General features: G+C 72.6%; 16 protein-coding genes and 1 pseudogene. 11 read left to right on the top strand and 6 right to left on the bottom strand.

Annotated elements, in window-relative coordinates:
- Positions 1-14 precede the first annotated feature (14 nt).
- From ACIPM1_RS06475 to ACIPM1_RS06460, 4 genes and pseudogenes are all read left to right on the top strand, one after another.
- A complete protein-coding gene (locus ACIPM1_RS06475; protein WP_356180317.1) occupies positions 15-251 on the top strand; it encodes a DUF6213 family protein in 237 nt (78 codons plus the stop codon).
- Positions 252-651: 400 nt separating this feature from the next.
- Positions 652-1,719 (top strand): annotated as a pseudogene (locus ACIPM1_RS06470) (type III polyketide synthase); the annotation flags it as partial.
- Positions 1,716-2,930, top strand: coding sequence for a cytochrome P450 (locus ACIPM1_RS06465; protein ID WP_402429740.1), 1,215 nt, complete (start codon positions 1,716-1,718; stop codon positions 2,928-2,930). The pseudogene ACIPM1_RS06470 and the gene ACIPM1_RS06465, both read left to right, overlap by 4 nt.
- 7 nt (positions 2,931-2,937) lie before the next feature.
- The gene (locus tag ACIPM1_RS06460) at positions 2,938-3,459 is read left to right on the top strand and encodes a cupin domain-containing protein (protein WP_402429737.1); all 522 of its coding nucleotides are present in this window, start codon (positions 2,938-2,940) and stop codon (positions 3,457-3,459) included.
- 33 nt (positions 3,460-3,492) lie between these two features.
- On the opposite strand, the gene ACIPM1_RS06455 is transcribed toward ACIPM1_RS06460, so the two are convergent.
- Positions 3,493-4,719, bottom strand: coding sequence for an acyl-CoA dehydrogenase family protein (locus ACIPM1_RS06455; RefSeq protein ID WP_392193360.1), 1,227 nt, complete (start codon positions 4,717-4,719; stop codon positions 3,493-3,495).
- A gap of 171 nt (positions 4,720-4,890) precedes the next feature.
- Here ACIPM1_RS06455 and ACIPM1_RS06450 point away from each other — a divergent pair, with 171 nt between their 5' ends.
- Positions 4,891-5,535 carry a TetR family transcriptional regulator gene (locus ACIPM1_RS06450; RefSeq protein ID WP_402429732.1) on the top strand — a complete coding sequence of 215 codons (645 nt, stop codon included), beginning with the start codon at positions 4,891-4,893 and terminating at the stop codon, positions 5,533-5,535.
- A 138-nt stretch (positions 5,536-5,673) separates the two neighbouring features.
- Here the strand turns inward: ACIPM1_RS06450 and def are convergent, their stop codons facing one another.
- Complete coding sequence (def, locus tag ACIPM1_RS06445) at positions 5,674-6,213, bottom strand: peptide deformylase (RefSeq protein WP_356180332.1); 540 nt, start codon at positions 6,211-6,213, stop codon at positions 5,674-5,676.
- Positions 6,214-6,374: 161 nt separating this feature from the next.
- Here def and ACIPM1_RS06440 point away from each other — a divergent pair, with 161 nt between their 5' ends.
- The 5 genes from ACIPM1_RS06440 to ACIPM1_RS06420 all read left to right on the top strand — a co-directional run bounded on the left by ACIPM1_RS06440 (position 6,375) and on the right by ACIPM1_RS06420 (position 11,107).
- The gene (locus ACIPM1_RS06440) at positions 6,375-7,613 is read left to right on the top strand and encodes a MurT ligase domain-containing protein (protein WP_356180334.1); all 1,239 of its coding nucleotides are present in this window, start codon (positions 6,375-6,377) and stop codon (positions 7,611-7,613) included.
- Between the two features lie 20 nt (positions 7,614-7,633).
- Positions 7,634-8,362: a glutamine amidotransferase gene (locus ACIPM1_RS06435; RefSeq protein WP_356180337.1), complete on the top strand. Its 729-nt coding sequence runs from the start codon at positions 7,634-7,636 to the stop codon at positions 8,360-8,362.
- Between the two features lie 331 nt (positions 8,363-8,693).
- Positions 8,694-9,719, top strand: a complete 1,026-nt coding sequence (locus tag ACIPM1_RS06430; RefSeq protein WP_356180340.1) for a 6-phosphofructokinase — start codon at positions 8,694-8,696, stop codon at positions 9,717-9,719.
- Between the two features lie 129 nt (positions 9,720-9,848).
- Positions 9,849-10,799 (top strand): cytochrome c oxidase assembly protein, encoded by a 951-nt coding sequence (locus ACIPM1_RS06425; RefSeq protein WP_356180343.1) that lies wholly within the window; start codon positions 9,849-9,851, stop codon positions 10,797-10,799.
- A gap of 137 nt (positions 10,800-10,936) precedes the next feature.
- Positions 10,937-11,107, top strand: coding sequence for a hypothetical protein (locus tag ACIPM1_RS06420; protein WP_356180346.1), 171 nt, complete (start codon positions 10,937-10,939; stop codon positions 11,105-11,107).
- Positions 11,108-11,110: 3 nt separating this feature from the next.
- On the opposite strand, the gene ACIPM1_RS06415 is transcribed toward ACIPM1_RS06420, so the two are convergent.
- Genes ACIPM1_RS06415 through ACIPM1_RS06400 form a run of 4 tightly spaced genes read right to left on the bottom strand, consistent with a single transcriptional unit; the run spans position 11,111 to position 15,167 of the window.
- Positions 11,111-12,313 carry a sensor histidine kinase gene (locus tag ACIPM1_RS06415; protein ID WP_402429727.1) on the bottom strand — a complete coding sequence of 401 codons (1,203 nt, stop codon included), beginning with the start codon at positions 12,311-12,313 and terminating at the stop codon, positions 11,111-11,113.
- The gene (locus ACIPM1_RS06410) at positions 12,310-14,022 is read right to left on the bottom strand and encodes a cation acetate symporter (protein ID WP_402429724.1); all 1,713 of its coding nucleotides are present in this window, start codon (positions 14,020-14,022) and stop codon (positions 12,310-12,312) included. Before ACIPM1_RS06410 ends, ACIPM1_RS06415 begins: the two co-directional genes overlap by 4 nt.
- Before the next feature lie 17 nt (positions 14,023-14,039).
- Positions 14,040-14,399: a hypothetical protein gene (locus tag ACIPM1_RS06405; RefSeq protein WP_356180354.1), complete on the bottom strand. Its 360-nt coding sequence runs from the start codon at positions 14,397-14,399 to the stop codon at positions 14,040-14,042.
- 12 nt (positions 14,400-14,411) lie between these two features.
- Positions 14,412-15,167, bottom strand: a complete 756-nt coding sequence (locus ACIPM1_RS06400; RefSeq protein ID WP_356180356.1) for a LytTR family DNA-binding domain-containing protein — start codon at positions 15,165-15,167, stop codon at positions 14,412-14,414.
- 76 nt (positions 15,168-15,243) lie between these two features.
- On the opposite strand from ACIPM1_RS06400, the gene ACIPM1_RS06395 reads away from it, so the two are divergent.
- Positions 15,244-15,747, top strand: coding sequence for an Lrp/AsnC family transcriptional regulator (locus ACIPM1_RS06395; RefSeq protein ID WP_402429720.1), 504 nt, complete (start codon positions 15,244-15,246; stop codon positions 15,745-15,747).
- Positions 15,748-15,777 lie beyond the last annotated feature (30 nt).

The following is a 15,777-nucleotide window of genomic DNA, read 5'->3' as shown; positions in this document are numbered from 1 at the left end:
CTACGATCGCCTTTGTGAACCGCGAAGTGACTCTCCCTCTGATCGTCGACGACCGCGGTACCTTGCAGGTGACCGCGGCCGATGTGAGCAAGCTGCTGCGCACGGTGGGCGGGCGGTGGCTGCGGCTGGTGGAGTCCGGCCAGGAGGGTCTCGACGAGGACACGGTGGCCGCGCTGACCATCGAACTGGCGAAGCTGGCCGACCGGATCGACGTGGCCTGCATCGCGCACAGCAGCGGGACGAACGGGTAGGGCCCCGTCCCGTGCCGCCGTCCGGGTGTTCCGCTCGCCGCCGCCCGGGCTCTCCGGGCGGCGGCGAGGCGGCTTTTCCGCTCCGTTCTCCGCTCGCGCGCGGGCGCGGCGCGGGCGTCCCGGTCCTGCGGATGTCCGGCGATCACCGAAAGAGCCTTCCGACCTGCGGCTTCGGGGCGGCATGTGCGGCGCCGGCGGTCCGGCGGGCCCGCCGGTGAGCGACCCGTCGCGTCCCCCGTTCGGCCGACAGCGCGGCGCCTCCCGGGTCTCCCCCGGTGTCCCCGGTTCGGAGTAGTCCGGCGCGAGATCGTCGCTCTCCCGGGTGATCGTGGGTGGACCACCCTTCTGGGTGCACCACCTCTGACCGGGGGGCTACCGGCCTTCCGGAAGGCGAAAGCAGGCACGGCTCATGGCGACTTTGTGCAGACCCTCGGTGTCCGTTCCAGAGCACGTGATCACGATGGAGGAGACGCTGGAGCTCGCACGCTCCCGCCACGCGGACCACCCGCAACTCCCCCTGGCCCTCCGGCTGATCGAGAACACCGGTGTGCGCACCCGGCACATCGTGCAGCCCATCGAGGAGACCCTCAAGCACCCGGGCTTCGAGGAACGCAACAAGCTGTACGAGCAGGAGGCCAAGGCGCGCGTGCCGGCGGTGATCCAGCGCGCCCTCGACGACGCCGAGCTCCTCACCACCGACATCGATGTCATCATCTACGTCTCGTGCACGGGCTTCATGATGCCCTCGCTCACGGCGTGGCTGATCAACGAGATGGACTTCGACAGCACCACGCGGCAGATGCCCATAGCCCAGCTGGGCTGTGCGGCGGGCGGCGCGGCGATCAACCGGGCCCACGACTTCTGCACGGCGTACCCGGACGCGAACGCGCTCATCGTGGCCTGCGAGTTCTGCTCGCTGTGCTACCAGCCCACCGACCTCGGTGTCGGCTCCCTGCTCTCCAACGGGCTGTTCGGCGACGGCATCGCGGCCGCCGTGGTCCGCGGCACCGGCGGCACCGGCGTCCGGCTGGAGCGCAACGGCTCGTACCTGATCCCCAAGACCGAGGACTGGATCGCGTACGACGTCCGGGCGACCGGCTTCCACTTCCTGCTGGACAAGCGGGTGCCCACCACGATGGAGCCGCTCGCCCCGGCCCTCCAGGATCTGGCCGGACTGCACGGCTGGGACGCCTCCGACCTGGACTTCTACGTCATCCACGCGGGCGGCCCCCGCATCCTGGACGACCTCAGCAAGTTCCTGGAGGTCGATCCGCACGCGTTCCGCTTCAGCCGGGCCACGCTCACCGAGTACGGCAACATCGCCAGCGCCGTCGTCCTTGACGCGCTGCGCCGGCTGTTCGACGAGGGCGGCCCCGAGCACCGGGCGCGCGGGCTGATGGCCGGCTTCGGCCCCGGCATCACCGCGGAGATGACCCTGGGCCGCTGGCAGGACGGGGACGCCCGATGACCGAGGAGACGCTCACCGAGACCCGGCCGCCCGTCCGGCACTGGCCGGCGGTCGATCTGACGGGGGTCGACTTCGACCCGGTCCTGACCGAGCTGATGGAGGAGGGCCCGGTCACCCGCATCAAACTGCCCAACGGAGAGGGCTGGGCGTGGCTGGTGACCCGCATGGACGACGTGCGGATGGTCACCAACGACCCCCGCTTCGGCCGCGAGGCGGTCATGGACCGCCAGGTCACCCGGCTCGCCCCGCACTTCATCCCCTCGCGCGGCGCGGTCGGCTTCCTGGACCCGCCGGACCACACCCGGCTGCGCCGCTCGGTCGCCGCCGCCTTCACGGCGCGCGGCGTGGAGCGGGTGCGGGACGACGCCCGGCGCGTGCTCGACGAGCTGGTCGACGAGCTCCTCCAGGACGGGCCGCCCGCCGACCTCACCGAGGCGGTGCTCAGCCCCTTCCCCATCGCGGTGATCTGCGCGCTGATGGGGGTTCCGGCCGGCGACCGGCACGCCATGCACACCTGGACCCAGCTGATCCTGTCCTCCGCGCACGGCGCCGCCGTCAGCGAGAAGGCCAAGGAGGAGATGGGCGCCTACTTCACCGATCTCCTCGGCTCGCGCGCGGGCAGCACGGACGAGGACGTCGCCTCCCTGCTCGGCGCCGCCGTGGGCCGCGAGGAGATCACGCTCGCGGAGGCCGTCGGACTGGCGGTCCTGCTGCAGATCGGCGGCGAGGCGGTCACCAACAACAGCGGCCAGATGTTCTACATCCTGCTGACCCGGCCGGAGCTGGCCGAACGGCTGCGCGCCGAGCCGGAGATCCGTCCGCAGGCCATCGACGAGCTGCTGCGGTACATCCCGCACCGCAACGCGGTGGGGCTGTCCCGGATCGCCCTGGAGGACGTGGAGATCAAGGGGGTGCGGATCCGGGCGGGCGACGCGGTGTACGTGTCGTACCTGGCCGCGAACCGCGACCCGGACGTCTTCCCGGACCCCGGGACGATCGACTTCGCGCGCAGCCCGAATCCGCATGTGTCGTTCGGCTTCGGCCCGCACTACTGCCCCGGCGGCCAACTGGCCCGGCTGGAGTCGCAGTTGCTGGTCGACGCGCTGCTCGACCGGGTACCGGGGCTGAAGCTCGCGGTGCCGCCGGACGAGGTGCCCTTCAAGAAGGGCGCGTTGATCCGCGGACCCGAGGCTCTGCCCGTGACGTGGTGAGGCCGCGATGAGCGCGACCGAAGGGCTGCTGGTGCCGCCGGGCCACGGCCGCGTCGTCGAGACGCCCGCCCAGCGCGTGACGTTCAAGGTGACCGGCTCGCACTCGCGGAGCGCCTCCACCTTCGAGGTGGACGTGCCGCCGGGGTTCGACGTCGGCGCCCATGTGCACACGCGCAGCGAGGAGCTGTTCTACGTGCTCGAGGGCGAGCTGGACGTGCTCGCCTTCGAGCCGCGGGTCCGCACTCCCGACAACTGGCAGAGATGGGAGTCCCGTTCGGGCCACCGGGTGGTGCGGGCGACGCCCGGCACGGTGATCGTCGTGCCGCCCGGCTGCCCCCACGCGTTCGCGAACCCGACGGACGCCCCGGCCAGGATGTTCTTCCAGGCCTCCCCGCCGCCCGACCACGAGCGGTACTTCGAGGAACTGCTGGAGATCCTGGGCACCGGGGGCCCGCCGGACCACGCGGCGATCGAGGAACTGAGGAAGCGCTACGACATCGAGCAGCTCACCCCGCTGAAGCACCGGTGACCCTCCCGGCCGGAAGGGCGCCGGGGCGGCCGCCTACCGGATCGGCATGCCGGCGAGCGTCCGGGCGATCACCAGGCGCTGGATCTCGCTGGTGCCCTCGAAGATGGTGTAGATGGCCGCGTCGCGGTGCATCCGCTCCACCGGGTACTCCCGGGTGTAGCCGTTGCCGCCCAGGATCTGGATCGCCTGGGCGGTGACCTTCTTCGCGGTCTCGCTGGCGAACAGCTTGGACATCGAGCCCTCGGCCGCCGTGAAGGGCTTGCCGTTGACCGCCATCCAGGAGGCCCGCCACACCAGCAGCCGGGCCGCGTCGATCTGCGTGCGCATGTCGGCGAGCTGGAAGGCCACGCCCTGGTTGTCGATGATCGGGCGGCCGAACTGCTCGCGCGTCCTCGCGTAGTCGAGGGCGACCTCGTAGGCGGCCCGGGCGGTGCCCACCGCCATCGCGCCGACCGCGGGACGGCTCGCCTCGAAGGTGGCCATGGCCGCGTTCTTGACGCGCTCACCGCCCTTCCTGGCCCGCTCGCGGGCCCGGGCGAGGCGCTCGTCGAGCTTTTCCTTGCCGCCGAGCAGGCAGGAGCCGGGGACGCGCACGTTGTCGAGGATCACCTCGGCGGTGTGCGAGGCGCGGATGCCGTGCTTCTTGAACTTCTGGCCCTGGGACAGCCCCGGCGTGTTCGGCGGGACGATGAAGGAGGCGTGGCCCTTGGAGCCCAGCTCCGGGTCCACCAGGGCGACGACGACGTGGACGTTGGCTATGCCGCCGTTGGTCGCCCAGGTCTTGGTGCCGTTGAGCACCCACTCGTCCTTGGCCTCGTCGTAGACCGCGCGGGTGCGCAGGGAGGCCACGTCGGAGCCGGCGTCGGGCTCGGAGGAGCAGAAGGCGGCGACCTTGACGTCGTTCGCGTCGCCGTACATCTGGGGGATCCAGGTGCCGATCTGCTCCTCGGTGCCGTTGGCGAGCACGCCCACGGCGGCGAGGCCGGTGCCGACGATGGACAGGGCGATGCCCGCGTCCCCCCAGAAGAGCTCCTCCATGGCCATCGGGATGCCGAGGCCGGTGGAGTCGAAGTACTGCTGGGCGTAGAAGTCGAGGGAGTAGATGCCGACCTTGGCCGCCTCCTGGATGACCGGCCAGGGAGTCTCCTCACGCTCGTCCCATTCGGCGGCCGCGGGGCGGATCACGTCGGCGGCGAAGCCGTGGAGCCAGTCCCGGACCTCCTTCTGTTCGTCGTTGAGTTCCATGGTGAACTCGGCCATGTCCCCTCCAGTGGCGCACACGTGCGTGTTACTTGCGGTAACCCGAGTCTGTTACCGGCGGGTAGGAAAAGTCAACTCCCGAAGGCTCCTCGGCAGCCCGTTCGAGGTCGCCCGCGCGGTCAGTGTTAGTTTGCGCAGGCGTCACCGATTCAGCACGGGTGGGGAGAGCTCATGGACACCACGCAGCGGACCGATCAGCAGCGGTCCGCCGACCGCCGACGGCGCGAGCTGCTGGAGGCCGCCGACCGGGTGGTGCTGCGCGACGGCCCGCAGGCCTCGATGAACGCCATCGCCGCCGAGGCCGGCATCACCAAACCGATCCTCTACCGCCACTTCGGCGACAAGGGAGGACTGTACGCGGCCCTCGCCAAGCGGCACACGGACGCGCTCCTCGACTCGCTGCGGGCGGCGCTGGACGCCCCGGCGGAGCGCCGCGAGCGGGTGGAGGCGACGCTCGACACCTACCTCGCCGCCATCGAGGCACGCCCTCAGGTGTACCGGTTCCTGATGCACCCGGCGGAGGGCGGCCAGGGCGGCGACCAGGGCTTCGACGTCGGCAAGCACTCCGCTCCCCTGCTGCGCCGGATGGGCGAGGAGCTGGCCCAGGTGATCGAGGAGCGGCTGGACCTCGGACCGGGCAGCCAGCAGCTCGCCCGGGTCTGGGGCCACGGGATCGTCGGCATGATGCACGCGGCGGGCGACTGGTGGCTGGGCGAGCGCCCGTGCTCCCGGGCGGAGCTGGTGCGCAGCCTGGCCGACCTGCTGTGGGGCCGCCTCGCGGCCGCCGGGGACAAGATCGGCGGCCCGGGCTTCTGACGCCCGCCGCCGGGCGCCGGGCCCGGCTCCCGGCGCCCGGCCCCCGGCCCCGGCGGTGAGCCAGGGACTCGTCACTCGCCCTCCGCCTCCGGGGCGGCGCGCCGGGCCCGCCGTGCCGTCACCGCCGAGACGCCGGGCTCACCGATGCCAGGAGGCCCGCGCGACCTGGCGCATCAGGCGGCGCCGGCGGCGGCCCTCCAGCCGGTCGGCGTACACCTTCCCCTCCAGGTGGTCGCACTCGTGCTGCAGGCACCGCGCGAAGAACCCCGTGCCGTGCACGGTGACCGGCTCCCCGGTCACCGTCCGGCCCTCGACGACCGCGTGGTCGTAGCGCTCCGTGCCCGCCTCCAGGCCCGGCAGGGACAGACAGCCCTCCGGGCCGCGGACCACCACGCCGTCCGCCTCCACCAGCCGCGGGTTGACCACGTGCCCGAGGTGCCGGACGTCCTCGTCGTCGGGGCAGTCGAAGACGAACACCCGCAAGGACTCGCCGATCTGGTTCGCGGCCAGTCCCACCCCCCGCGCCGCGTACATCGTCGCGAACAAGTCCTCCACGAGCCGTGCCAGTTCGGGACCGAAGTCGGTGACCTCCCGGCAGGGCTCGCGCAGCACCGCGTCCTGGAGCAGGGTGAGGGGCCGGACGCGCCCGCGGGCGCCCGGGATCGAGCCGTGTCGCATGGCGGCAAGGGTACGGTCCTGTCGAACGCGCGAAGGGCGCGCGGGTGCCGTCGCGGTGCCGGGGTTCGGGAGTGCGAACGGATCTCGATAGGCTGAGGTCCACACCACGTTGCCGAATGGCTTTTCAGGCGCGGCGCGTACGCAAGGAGGATCGAGAACTGATGGCAGGCAACTCGGACCCGCTCTCGCCGCGGGCCAAGCTGGCCGTGACCGCGGGCAAGGCGGTCGCTGCGGCATCGCGCGCCGCGGGGCGCGGCAGCGGTTCGGTGATCGGGGGCAAGGTGGCCCTCAGGCTCGACCCCGACCTGCTCGCCCGTCTGGCCCAGCACCTGGACGTGGTCCTGGTCTCGGCGACCAACGGCAAGACCACGACGACCCGGCTCATCGCCGAGGCGCTGCGGGCCGCGGGCCCGGTGGTCTCCAACGCGCTCGGGGCCAACATGCCCGCGGGCATCACCTCGGCCCTCGCGGGCGGCTCGGACGCCAAGTTCGGCGTGATCGAGGTCGACGAGAAGTACCTCGCCGGTGTGGCGCGGGACACCTCTCCCAAGTGCATCGCGCTGCTGAACCTCTCCCGCGACCAGCTCGACCGCGCCGCCGAGACCCGGATGCTCGCCGAGCACTGGCGCGAGGGCCTGTCCGGGTCCAAGGCCGTGGTCGTCGCCAACTGCGACGACCCGCTGGTGGTGTGGGCCGCCTCCTCCTCCCCCAACGTGGTCTGGGTGGCCGCCGGGCAGATGTGGAAGGACGACGCCTGGTCCTGCCCGTCCTGCGGCGGTGTGATGCAGCGTCCGGGCGACGACTGGTTCTGCAGCGAGTGCGGCTTCCGCCGGCCCACCCCGAGCTGGGCGCTCTCCGGCGACCACGTCCTCGACCCGCACGGTTCGGCCTGGCCGATCCACCTGCAGCTGCCCGGCCGCGCCAACAAGGCCAACGCCGCCTCCTCGGCCGCCGTGGCCGCCGTCTTCGGGGTGCCGCCGCAGGTCGCGCTGGAGCGGATGTACCAGGTCCAGGCCGTCGCCGGACGTTACGACGTCGTGCAGTTCATGCAGCGCGACCTGCGCCTGCTGCTGGCGAAGAACCCGGCCGGCTGGCTGGAGACGTTCTCCCTGATCGACCCGCCGCCCACCCCGGTGATCCTCTCCGTGAACGCGCGCGGCGCCGACGGCACCGACACCTCCTGGCTGTGGGACGTCGACTACACGCGGCTGACCGGCCACCCCATCTTCGTGATCGGCGACCGGAAGCTGGACCTCGCGGTGCGCCTGGAGGTGGCGAACCAGCACTTCCAGGTCTGCGAGAACCTCGACCAGGCCGTCCAGCAGGCCCCGCCGGGCCGCATCGAGGTCATCGCGAACTACACCGCGTTCCAGGATCTGCGCCGCCGCGTCGGCAACTGACCACGAAGGACGATCACTTCATGAGCGACAACCAACTGCGGCTGGTGTGGATCTACCCGGACCTGCTGAGCACCTACGGCGACCAGGGCAACGCCCTCGTCGTGGAGCGCCGGGCCCGGCAGCGCGGCCTGGACGTGGCCCGGCTCGACGTGCGCAGCGACCAGCCGATCCCGACCTCCGGCGACATCTACCTGATCGGCGGCGGCGAGGACCGTCCGCAGCGGCTCGCGGCCGAGCGGCTGCGCCGTGACGGGCACCTCCAGCGTGCGGTGCAGAACGGCGCGATCGTCTTCTCCGTGTGCGCCGGCTACCAGATCCTCGGCCACGAGTTCATCAACGACCTCGGTCAGCGCGAGCCGGGCCTCGGCCTGCTCGACGTGGTCTCGGTGCGCGGGGAGGGCGAGCGGTGCGTCGGTGACGTACTGGCCGACATCGACCCGCAGCTCGGCCTGCCCCCGCTGACCGGCTTCGAGAACCACCAGGGCGTCACCCACCTCGGCTCGACGGCCCGCCCCTTCGCGCGGACCCGCTTCGGCAAGGGCAACGGCACCGGGGACGGCACGGAGGGCGCGTACAACGGCACGGTCTTCGGCACGTACATGCACGGGCCGGTCCTCGCCCGCAACCCGCAGATCGCCGACCTGCTGCTGAAGCTGGCGCTCGACGTCAACGCGCTGCCGCCGATCGACGACCGCTGGTACGAGGCGCTGCGCGAGGAGCGCATCGCCGCGGCGCAGCAGCCCGCATAGCGGCGGCGAGCCGGCGCGGCGGCCTCGGCCCGGTCGCGCCGGCTCGTCCATGCACCCCCCGACCCGGTCGCACCGGTTCGTCCATGCGCTCCCCGGCCCGGTCGCACCGGTTCGTCCATGCGCCCCCCGGCCCGGCTCCACCAGCCCGTCTGACAGCGTTCCCGCACAGGTGAGCGGGCCCTTCTGACAGCCCTTCCGCACAGGTGAGCGGGCCCGTCCAGCAGGCGGACGCACAGTGCTGCCGCTCCCCCCGGTGCCGCTAGGGTGGCGGGGATCGAGCCGGACAACGTGGTCCGGTCCCCGCGCCCACGTTGAGAAGGTTATTCGGGCTATGCGCATTGGTGTCCTCACGTCCGGCGGCGACTGCCCCGGCCTGAACGCCGTCATCCGGTCCGTCGTGCACCGTGCCGTCGTCGACCACGGCGACGAGGTCATCGGCTTCCGCGACGGCTGGAAAGGCCTCCTGGAGTGCGACTACCTCAAGCTCGACCTCGACGCGGTGGGCGGCATCCTCGCCCGCGGCGGCACCATCCTCGGCTCCTCCCGGGTCCGTCCCGAGCACCTGCGGGACGGCGTGGAGCGGGCCAGGGGCCATGTCGAGGAGCTCGGGCTCGACGCGATCATCCCGATCGGCGGCGAGGGCACGCTCAAGGCGGCCCGGCTGCTGTCGGACGGCGGGCTCCCCATCGTCGGAGTGCCGAAGACCATCGACAACGACATCGCGGTCACGGACGTCACCTTCGGCTTCGACACGGCCGTGACCGTCGCCACCGAGGCCCTGGACCGCCTCAAGACCACCGCCGAGTCCCACCAGCGGGTGCTGATCGTGGAGGTCATGGGCCGCCACACCGGCTGGATCGCGCTGCACTCCGGCATGGCGGCCGGCGCGCACGCCGTCGTCGTCCCGGAACGGCCCTTCGACATCGACGAGTTGACGCGCAAGGTCGGCGAGCGTTTCGAGGCGGGCAAGCGGTTCGCCATCGTCGTCGCCGCGGAGGGCGCCAAGCCGAGGGCCGGCGGCATGGAGTTCGACGAGGGCGGCAAGGACATCTACGGCCACGAGCGGTTCGCCGGGATCGCCCGCCAGCTCTCCGTCGAGCTGGAGGAGCGGCTGGGCAAGGAGGCGCGCCCGGTCATCCTCGGGCACGTGCAGCGCGGCGGGACGCCCACGGCGTACGACCGGGTGCTGGCGACCCGCTTCGGCTGGCACGCGGTGGAGGCGGTGCACCGGGGCGAGTTCGGTCACATGACCGCGCTGCGCGGCACCGACATCGTGATGGTGCCGCTGGCGAAGGCCGTCGAGACGCTGAAGACGGTGCCGCAGGAGCGGTACGACGAGGCGGAGTGCGTGCTCTGATCCCGCGCCCCTGAGGGTGTCGCACCGCCCCCGGTCCGTTGCACCGCCCCCGGTCGCTGTCGTGACCGGGGGCGGTTCTAGTCTGGTGCGGACAGACGTGCACAACCCCCACGAATCAGGAGCCGGCGGATGGATCACAGCGGGCACGGCATGACGATGGATCTGCCGCCGTTCACGCTGGCGCGCTCTCTCGCGTGGTCGGCGGACCCGTTCTTCCTCGTCGCCTGCCTGCTCGGGCTGGGCCTGTACGTCTGGGGCGTGGTGCGGCTGCGACGGCGCGGGGACTCCTGGCCGGTGGGCCGGACGGTCGCGTTCGTCACCGGCGTGCTGACCGTGGGCCTGATGATGTGCACCAGGCTGAACGACTACGGCATGGTCATGTTCAGCGTGCACATGGTCCAGCACATGGTCATCAGCATGTTGTCGCCGATCCTGATCCTGCTCGGCGCGCCGGTCACCCTGGCGCTGCGCGCCCTGCCGGTGGCGGGCAGGGGCCGCAAGGGGCCGCGCGAGGTGCTGCTGGCCCTGCTGCACAGCCGCTACCTGCGGGTCGTCACCCACCCCGCGTTCACCATCCCGATGTTCATCGCGAGCCTGTACGCCCTGTACTTCACGCCGCTGTTCGACTTCCTGATGGGCTCGAAGGCGGGGCACGTCGGGATGATGGTGCACTTCCTCGCCGTCGGCGTGGTCTTCTTCTGGCCGATCATGGGCGTGGACCCCGGTCCCAACCGGCCGGGATACCTGATGCGGATGCTGGAGCTGTTCGCGGGGATGCCGTTCCACGCGTTCTTCGGCATCGCGCTGATGATGGCCACCACCCCCATGGTCGGCACCTTCCTGCACCCGCCCGCCTCGCTCGGCGTCGACCCGCTCTCCGACCAGAACGCGGCCGGCGGCATCGCCTGGGCGTTCAGCGAGATCCCGTCCGTGCTGGTGCTGCTCGCGCTGCTGTTCCAGTGGTACCGCTCCGAGCAGCGGCAGGCCCGGCGCAAGGACCGGGCCGCGGACCGCGACGGCGACAAGGAACTGGAGGCGTACAACGCCTATCTGGCCTCGCTCAACGCCCGCGGGAACTGACCGGCCGCGCCGCCGCGAGGCGGAAGGCGGCCGCGCGGACCGTGCCGCCGCGTGGCGGAAGAACGCCGCGCGGATCGAGCCGCCAGGAGGCGGAACGGGGCACCATGGTGGGGTCGGACCATGAGGAGGGTGTCGCGATGCCCGGTTCCACGGACGGTTCCACGAAGACGATGGGGGCGCTCACCGTCGGCGCGCTCGTCGCGGTGACGGCGTACACGGTGGCGCTCGGCAGCAACGGCTGGCTGTGGTTCGGCTGGGTCGTGCTGGGCCTGATCACCCTCGCGCTGGTCGCCACCCGGCGCGCCTGACGGTCACCCGGAGAGGCGTCCGGCGGAGTGCACCCCCGGCTGGTACTTGGGCAGCCGGACGGTGACCTTCATGCCCGCCCCCGGCGCGGTCTCGAGGACGAGGCCGTGGTCGTCGCCGTAGACCTGGCGGAGCCGGTCGTCGACGTTGGACAGGCCGATGCCGCCGGAGGGGCTGACCTCGCCGGCGAGGATGCGGCGCAGCAGGCCGGGGTCCATGCCCGCGCCGTCGTCCTCGATGACGACGAGTGCCTCGGCGCCGGCGTCCTGCGCGGTGATCCGGATGCGGCAGGTGTCGGTCCTGCCCTCCGGGCCGTGCTTGACGGCGTTCTCGACGAGCGGTTGCAGGCACAGGAAGGGCAGCGCCACCGGGAGCACCTCGGGGGCGATCTGGAGGGTCACGGCGAGGCGGTCGCCGAAGCGTGCCCGGACCAGCGCGAGGTAGTGCTCGATGGCGTGGAGCTCGTCGGCCAGGGTGGTGAAGTCGCCGTGCCGGCGGAACGAGTAGCGGGTGAAGTCGGCGAACTCCAGCAGCAGCTCCCGGGCGCGCTCGGGGTCGGTGCGGACGAACGAGGCGATCACCGCGAGCGAGTTGAAGATGAAGTGCGGGGAGATCTGGGCGCGCAGGGCCTTGATCTCGGCTTCGATGAGCCGGGTGCGGGAGCGGTCGAGGTCGGCGAGCTCCAGCTGGACGGAGACCCAGCGGGCGACCTCGGCCGCGGCCCGGACCAGCACGGCGGACTCGCGGGGCGCGCAGGCGACGAGGGCGCCGTGCACCCGGTCGTCGACGGTGAGCGGGGCGACGACGGCCCAGCGCAGCGGGCAGTCCGGTGTCTCGCAGGTGAGCCGGAACGCCTCGCCGCGCCCGGTCTCCAGGGGGCCCGCGAGGCGCTCCGCGATCTCGCCGCGGTGGTGCGCGCCCACCCCGTCCCAGACCAGGACCCGCTGGTCGTCCGCGAGGCAGAGGGCGTCGGTTCCGAGCAGCGTGCGCAGCCGGCGGGCCGACTTGCGGGCGGTCTCCTCGGTCAGTCCCGCCCGTAGCGGCGGCGCGGCGAGGGAGGCGGTGTGCAGGGTCTGGAAGGTGGCGTGCTCGACGGGGGTGCCGAGGCCGCCGAGGTTCTCCGGGCGGGCAGTGCGCCGCCCGAGCCAGAAGCCGGCGGCCAGCAGCGGCAGGACGGCCACGCAGAGCCCGGCGAGGAATCCGCTCACGCCTTCACCTCCGCCCGCAGCTGCTCGGGCAGGTGGAACAGGGCGAGGATCGCCGCGGTCCCGGCGGGCACCCGGCCCGGCGTGGCCAGGGACACCAGCATCATGGTGAGGAAGCCCAGCGGCACCGACCACAGGGCGGGCCAGGCCAGCAGCGCGTGCAGCGGACCGGCGCCGGGCAGGCCCGCCATGGTCGCGGCCACGGCGACCAGCGCGGAGCCGCCGCCCACCAGCATCCCGGCGGCCGCGCCGGGCGGGGTGAGGCGGCGCCACCAGATGCCGAGGACGAGCAGCGGGCAGAAGGACGAGGCGGACACCGCGAAGGCGAGCCCGACGGCGTCGGCGACGGGCAGTCCGCCGACGAGGACGCTCGCGGCGAGGGGCACGGCCATGGCGAGCACCGTGCCGAGCCGGAAGTGGCGGACGCCGCGCGAGGGCAGGACGTCCTGGGTGAGCACCCCGGCCACCGCCATGGTCAGTCCGGAGGCGGTCGACAGGAACGCGGCGAAGGCGCCGCCCGCGACCAGCGCGCCCAGCAGGTCGCCGCCGAGGCCGCCGATCAGCCGGTCGGGCAGCAGCAGGACGGCGGCGTCGGCGTCCGGGGTGAGGGCCAGTTCGGGGGCGTAGAGGCGGCCGAGGGCGCCGTACACGGGCGGCAGCAGGTAGAAGCCGCCGACCAGGCCGAGGACGGCGACCGTGGTACGGCGGGCGGCGACGCCGTGCGGGCTGGTGTAGAAGCGGACGACGACGTGCGGCAGGCCCATGGTGCCGAGGAAGGTCGCGAGGATCAGCCCGTACGTGGCGTACAGCGGGCGTTCCTGGCGGCCGGCGGCGAGCGAGGTCGACATGCCGCCGTCGGTGCCCGGCCCGGTCTGCGGGACGCGGGAGTCCTTGGCGAAGGTGAGGCGGGTGCCGCGCTCGACGTGGTGGACCCCGGCGGCCAGGCGCACCGGCCGGCCGTCGTGGCCGTGGCCGTCGACCGTGCCGCGCACGGTGACGGTCAGGGGCCGCTCCAGCCGCAGGTCGAGGGTGTCGGCGACGCGGACGGTGTGCCGGTCGCGGAAGGCGGCCGGTTCGTCGAAGACGTGGCGGGGCGCGCCGTCGTGCTGCCAGGCGAGGACGAGGAAGAGGGCGGGGACGAGCAGGGCGGTCAGTTTCAGCCAGTACTGGAAGGCCTGGACGAAGGTGACGCTGCGCATGCCGCCCGCGGCGACGGTCGCCACCACGACGACGGCGACGATCACTCCGCCGAGCGCGTCGGGCGCGCCGGTGAGCACCGTCAGCGTCAGCCCCGCCCCCTGGAGCTGGGGCAGCAGGTAGAGCCAGCCGACGCCCACGACGAAGGCGCCCGCGAGTCGTCGTACCGCCTGCGAGCCGAGCCGGGCCTCGGCGAAGTCGGGCAGCGTGTACGCCCCGGAGCGGCGCAGCGGGGCGGCGACGAACAGGAGCAGGACCAGATAGCCGGCCGTGTAGCCGACCGGGTACCAGAGCATGTCCGGGCCCTGGACGAGGACCAGCCCGGCGATGCCGAGGAAGGAGGCGGCGGAGAGGTACTCGCCGCTGATGGCGGCCGCGTTCAGGCGCGGGCCGACGGTGCGGGAGGCGACGTAGAAGTCGGAGGTGGTGCGCGAGACGCGCAGCCCGAAGGCGCCGACGAGGACGGTGGCGACGACGACGAGGGCGACGGCGGGGACGGCGTATCCGGAGGGCACGGTGGTGTGTGGTCCCCTCAGCGGTCCTCGACCAGGCGCACGAAGTCGCGTTCGTTGCGTTCCGCGCGGCGCACGTACCAGCGCGCGAGCAGCACCAGCGGGGCGTAGAGGCAGAAGCCGAGCACCACCCAGCGCAGGCGGCGGGCGTCCGGGGCGGCCGCGAAGACCAGGGGCAGCGGGCCGACGAGCAGTACGAGCACGGTGAACACGGCGAGCCCGGCCCGCAGTTGGGAGCGCATCAGGGAGCGGACGTAGGTGTGGCCGAGGGTGGTCTGCTCGTCGATCTCGGTGCGCGGGCGGTACTGGCCGGGGACCCGGCGGCTGCGGCGGGGCGGGCCGGTGACGACGACGCGGCGTTCGGTGGCGTCCTGCGGCATGGGCGGCATCCCCTAGCGTGCGGTCCGGCGCATCAGCAGCTCCCGCAGTTCGCGGGCGTGGCGGCGGCTGACCTGGAGTTCCTCCGCGCCGACGAGCACGCTCACCGCGCCCGCGTCCAGTCGGAGTTCGCCGATGTGGCGCAGGGCGACCAGATGGCGGCGGTGGATACGGACGAAGCCTCGGGAGCGCCAGCGTTCCTCCAGCGTGGACAGCGGGATGCGCACGAGGTGGCTGCCCTTGCCGGTGTGCAGCCGGGCGTAGTCGCCGCGCGCCTCGACATGGGTGATGTCGTCGACGGCGACGAAGCGGGTGACGCCGCCGAGTTCCACGGGCACGTGGTCGGGGTCCGGCTCGCTCACCGGGATGCGGGGGGCGGTGTCGCGCAGATGGGCCGCCCGCCGCACGGCTTCCGCCAGCCGCTCCTTGCGGACCGGTTTGAGCACGTAGTCGACGGCCTTGAGGTCGAAGGCCTGGACGGCGAAGTCCTCGTGGGCGGTGACGAACACGATCAGCGGCGGCTCGGCGAAGCCGGTCAGCAGCCGGGCGAGGTCGAGCCCGTCGAGTCCGGGCAGGTGGATGTCGAGGAAGACCACGTCGATCGCGTCGGGCCCGCCGGGACCGGACTGGAGGGCGCGGTTGATCCGGCGCAGTGCCTCGGTCGCGTCGCCGGCGCCCTCGACGCTGCCGATGCGGGGGTCGGCGTCCAGCAGGTAGAGCAGCTCCTCGAGCGAGGGGCTTTCGTCGTCGACGGCGAGCGCGCGCAGCATGAAGGTGGAGTGTAAGGGCGATCCGCGCGCCTGCCCATGTCCGGGCGTGGACGTTCCCGCTGGATACAGTGCCGACATGCACAGCAGGCCAGCCCCGTTCGACGAGCTCGACCGGAAGATCCTCACCGCCCTGATGGCGAACGCCCGCACCAGTTTCGCCGAGATCGGCGCGGCGATCGGCCTGTCGGCGACGGCGGTCAAACGCCGGGTGGACCGGCTGCGCGAGGCGGGTGTGATCACCGGCTTCACGGCCACGGTGAAGCCGTCGGCGCTGGGCTGGCGCACCGAGGCGTACGTGGAGGTGTACTGCGAGGGCGCGGCTCCGCCCCGGCGGCTCGCGGAGGTCGTCCGCAACCACCCGGAGATCACGGCGGCGATGACCGTGACCGGCGGCGCGGACGCGCTGCTGCACGTGCGGGCACGGGACGTGGAGCACTTCGAGGAGGTGCTGGAACGGATCCGGACGGAACCGTTCATCCGCAAGACGATCAGCGTGATGGTGCTGTCCCATCTGCTGCCGGAGAGTCCGGAGGCGGGCGCCAGTCATCCGGCGCCGCAGGACGCAGCAGACGTGCGCTGAGTCCGTCGAGAACGCAGCGTTCCTGCTCAT

This window comes from Streptomyces sp. NPDC086766 (genome assembly GCF_044746005.1).
Classification (GTDB): Bacteria; Actinomycetota; Actinomycetes; order Streptomycetales; family Streptomycetaceae; genus Streptomyces.
This window is presented reverse-complemented; position numbering and strand designations above follow the sequence as displayed.

Bases quoted from the DNA above. Each gene is read 5' to 3' on its own strand.
- ACIPM1_RS06465 (WP_402429740.1), top strand. From the start codon at position 1,716: ATGACCGAGGAGACGCTCACCGAGACCCGGCCGCCCGTCCGGCACTGG.
- ACIPM1_RS06460 (WP_402429737.1), top strand. From the start codon at position 2,938: ATGAGCGCGACCGAAGGGCTGCTGGTGCCGCCGGGCCACGGCCGCGTC.
- ACIPM1_RS06455 (WP_392193360.1), bottom strand. From the start codon at position 4,719: ATGGCCGAGTTCACCATGGAACTCAACGACGAACAGAAGGAGGTCCGG.
- ACIPM1_RS06450 (WP_402429732.1), top strand. From the start codon at position 4,891: ATGGACACCACGCAGCGGACCGATCAGCAGCGGTCCGCCGACCGCCGA.
- def (WP_356180332.1), bottom strand. From the start codon at position 6,213: ATGCGACACGGCTCGATCCCGGGCGCCCGCGGGCGCGTCCGGCCCCTC.
- ACIPM1_RS06440 (WP_356180334.1), top strand. From the start codon at position 6,375: ATGGCAGGCAACTCGGACCCGCTCTCGCCGCGGGCCAAGCTGGCCGTG.
- ACIPM1_RS06435 (WP_356180337.1), top strand. From the start codon at position 7,634: ATGAGCGACAACCAACTGCGGCTGGTGTGGATCTACCCGGACCTGCTG.
- ACIPM1_RS06430 (WP_356180340.1), top strand. From the start codon at position 8,694: ATGCGCATTGGTGTCCTCACGTCCGGCGGCGACTGCCCCGGCCTGAAC.
- ACIPM1_RS06425 (WP_356180343.1), top strand. From the start codon at position 9,849: ATGGATCACAGCGGGCACGGCATGACGATGGATCTGCCGCCGTTCACG.
- ACIPM1_RS06420 (WP_356180346.1), top strand. From the start codon at position 10,937: ATGCCCGGTTCCACGGACGGTTCCACGAAGACGATGGGGGCGCTCACC.
- ACIPM1_RS06405 (WP_356180354.1), bottom strand. From the start codon at position 14,399: ATGCCGCAGGACGCCACCGAACGCCGCGTCGTCGTCACCGGCCCGCCC.
- ACIPM1_RS06400 (WP_356180356.1), bottom strand. From the start codon at position 15,167: ATGCTGCGCGCGCTCGCCGTCGACGACGAAAGCCCCTCGCTCGAGGAG.
- ACIPM1_RS06395 (WP_402429720.1), top strand. From the start codon at position 15,244: ATGCACAGCAGGCCAGCCCCGTTCGACGAGCTCGACCGGAAGATCCTC.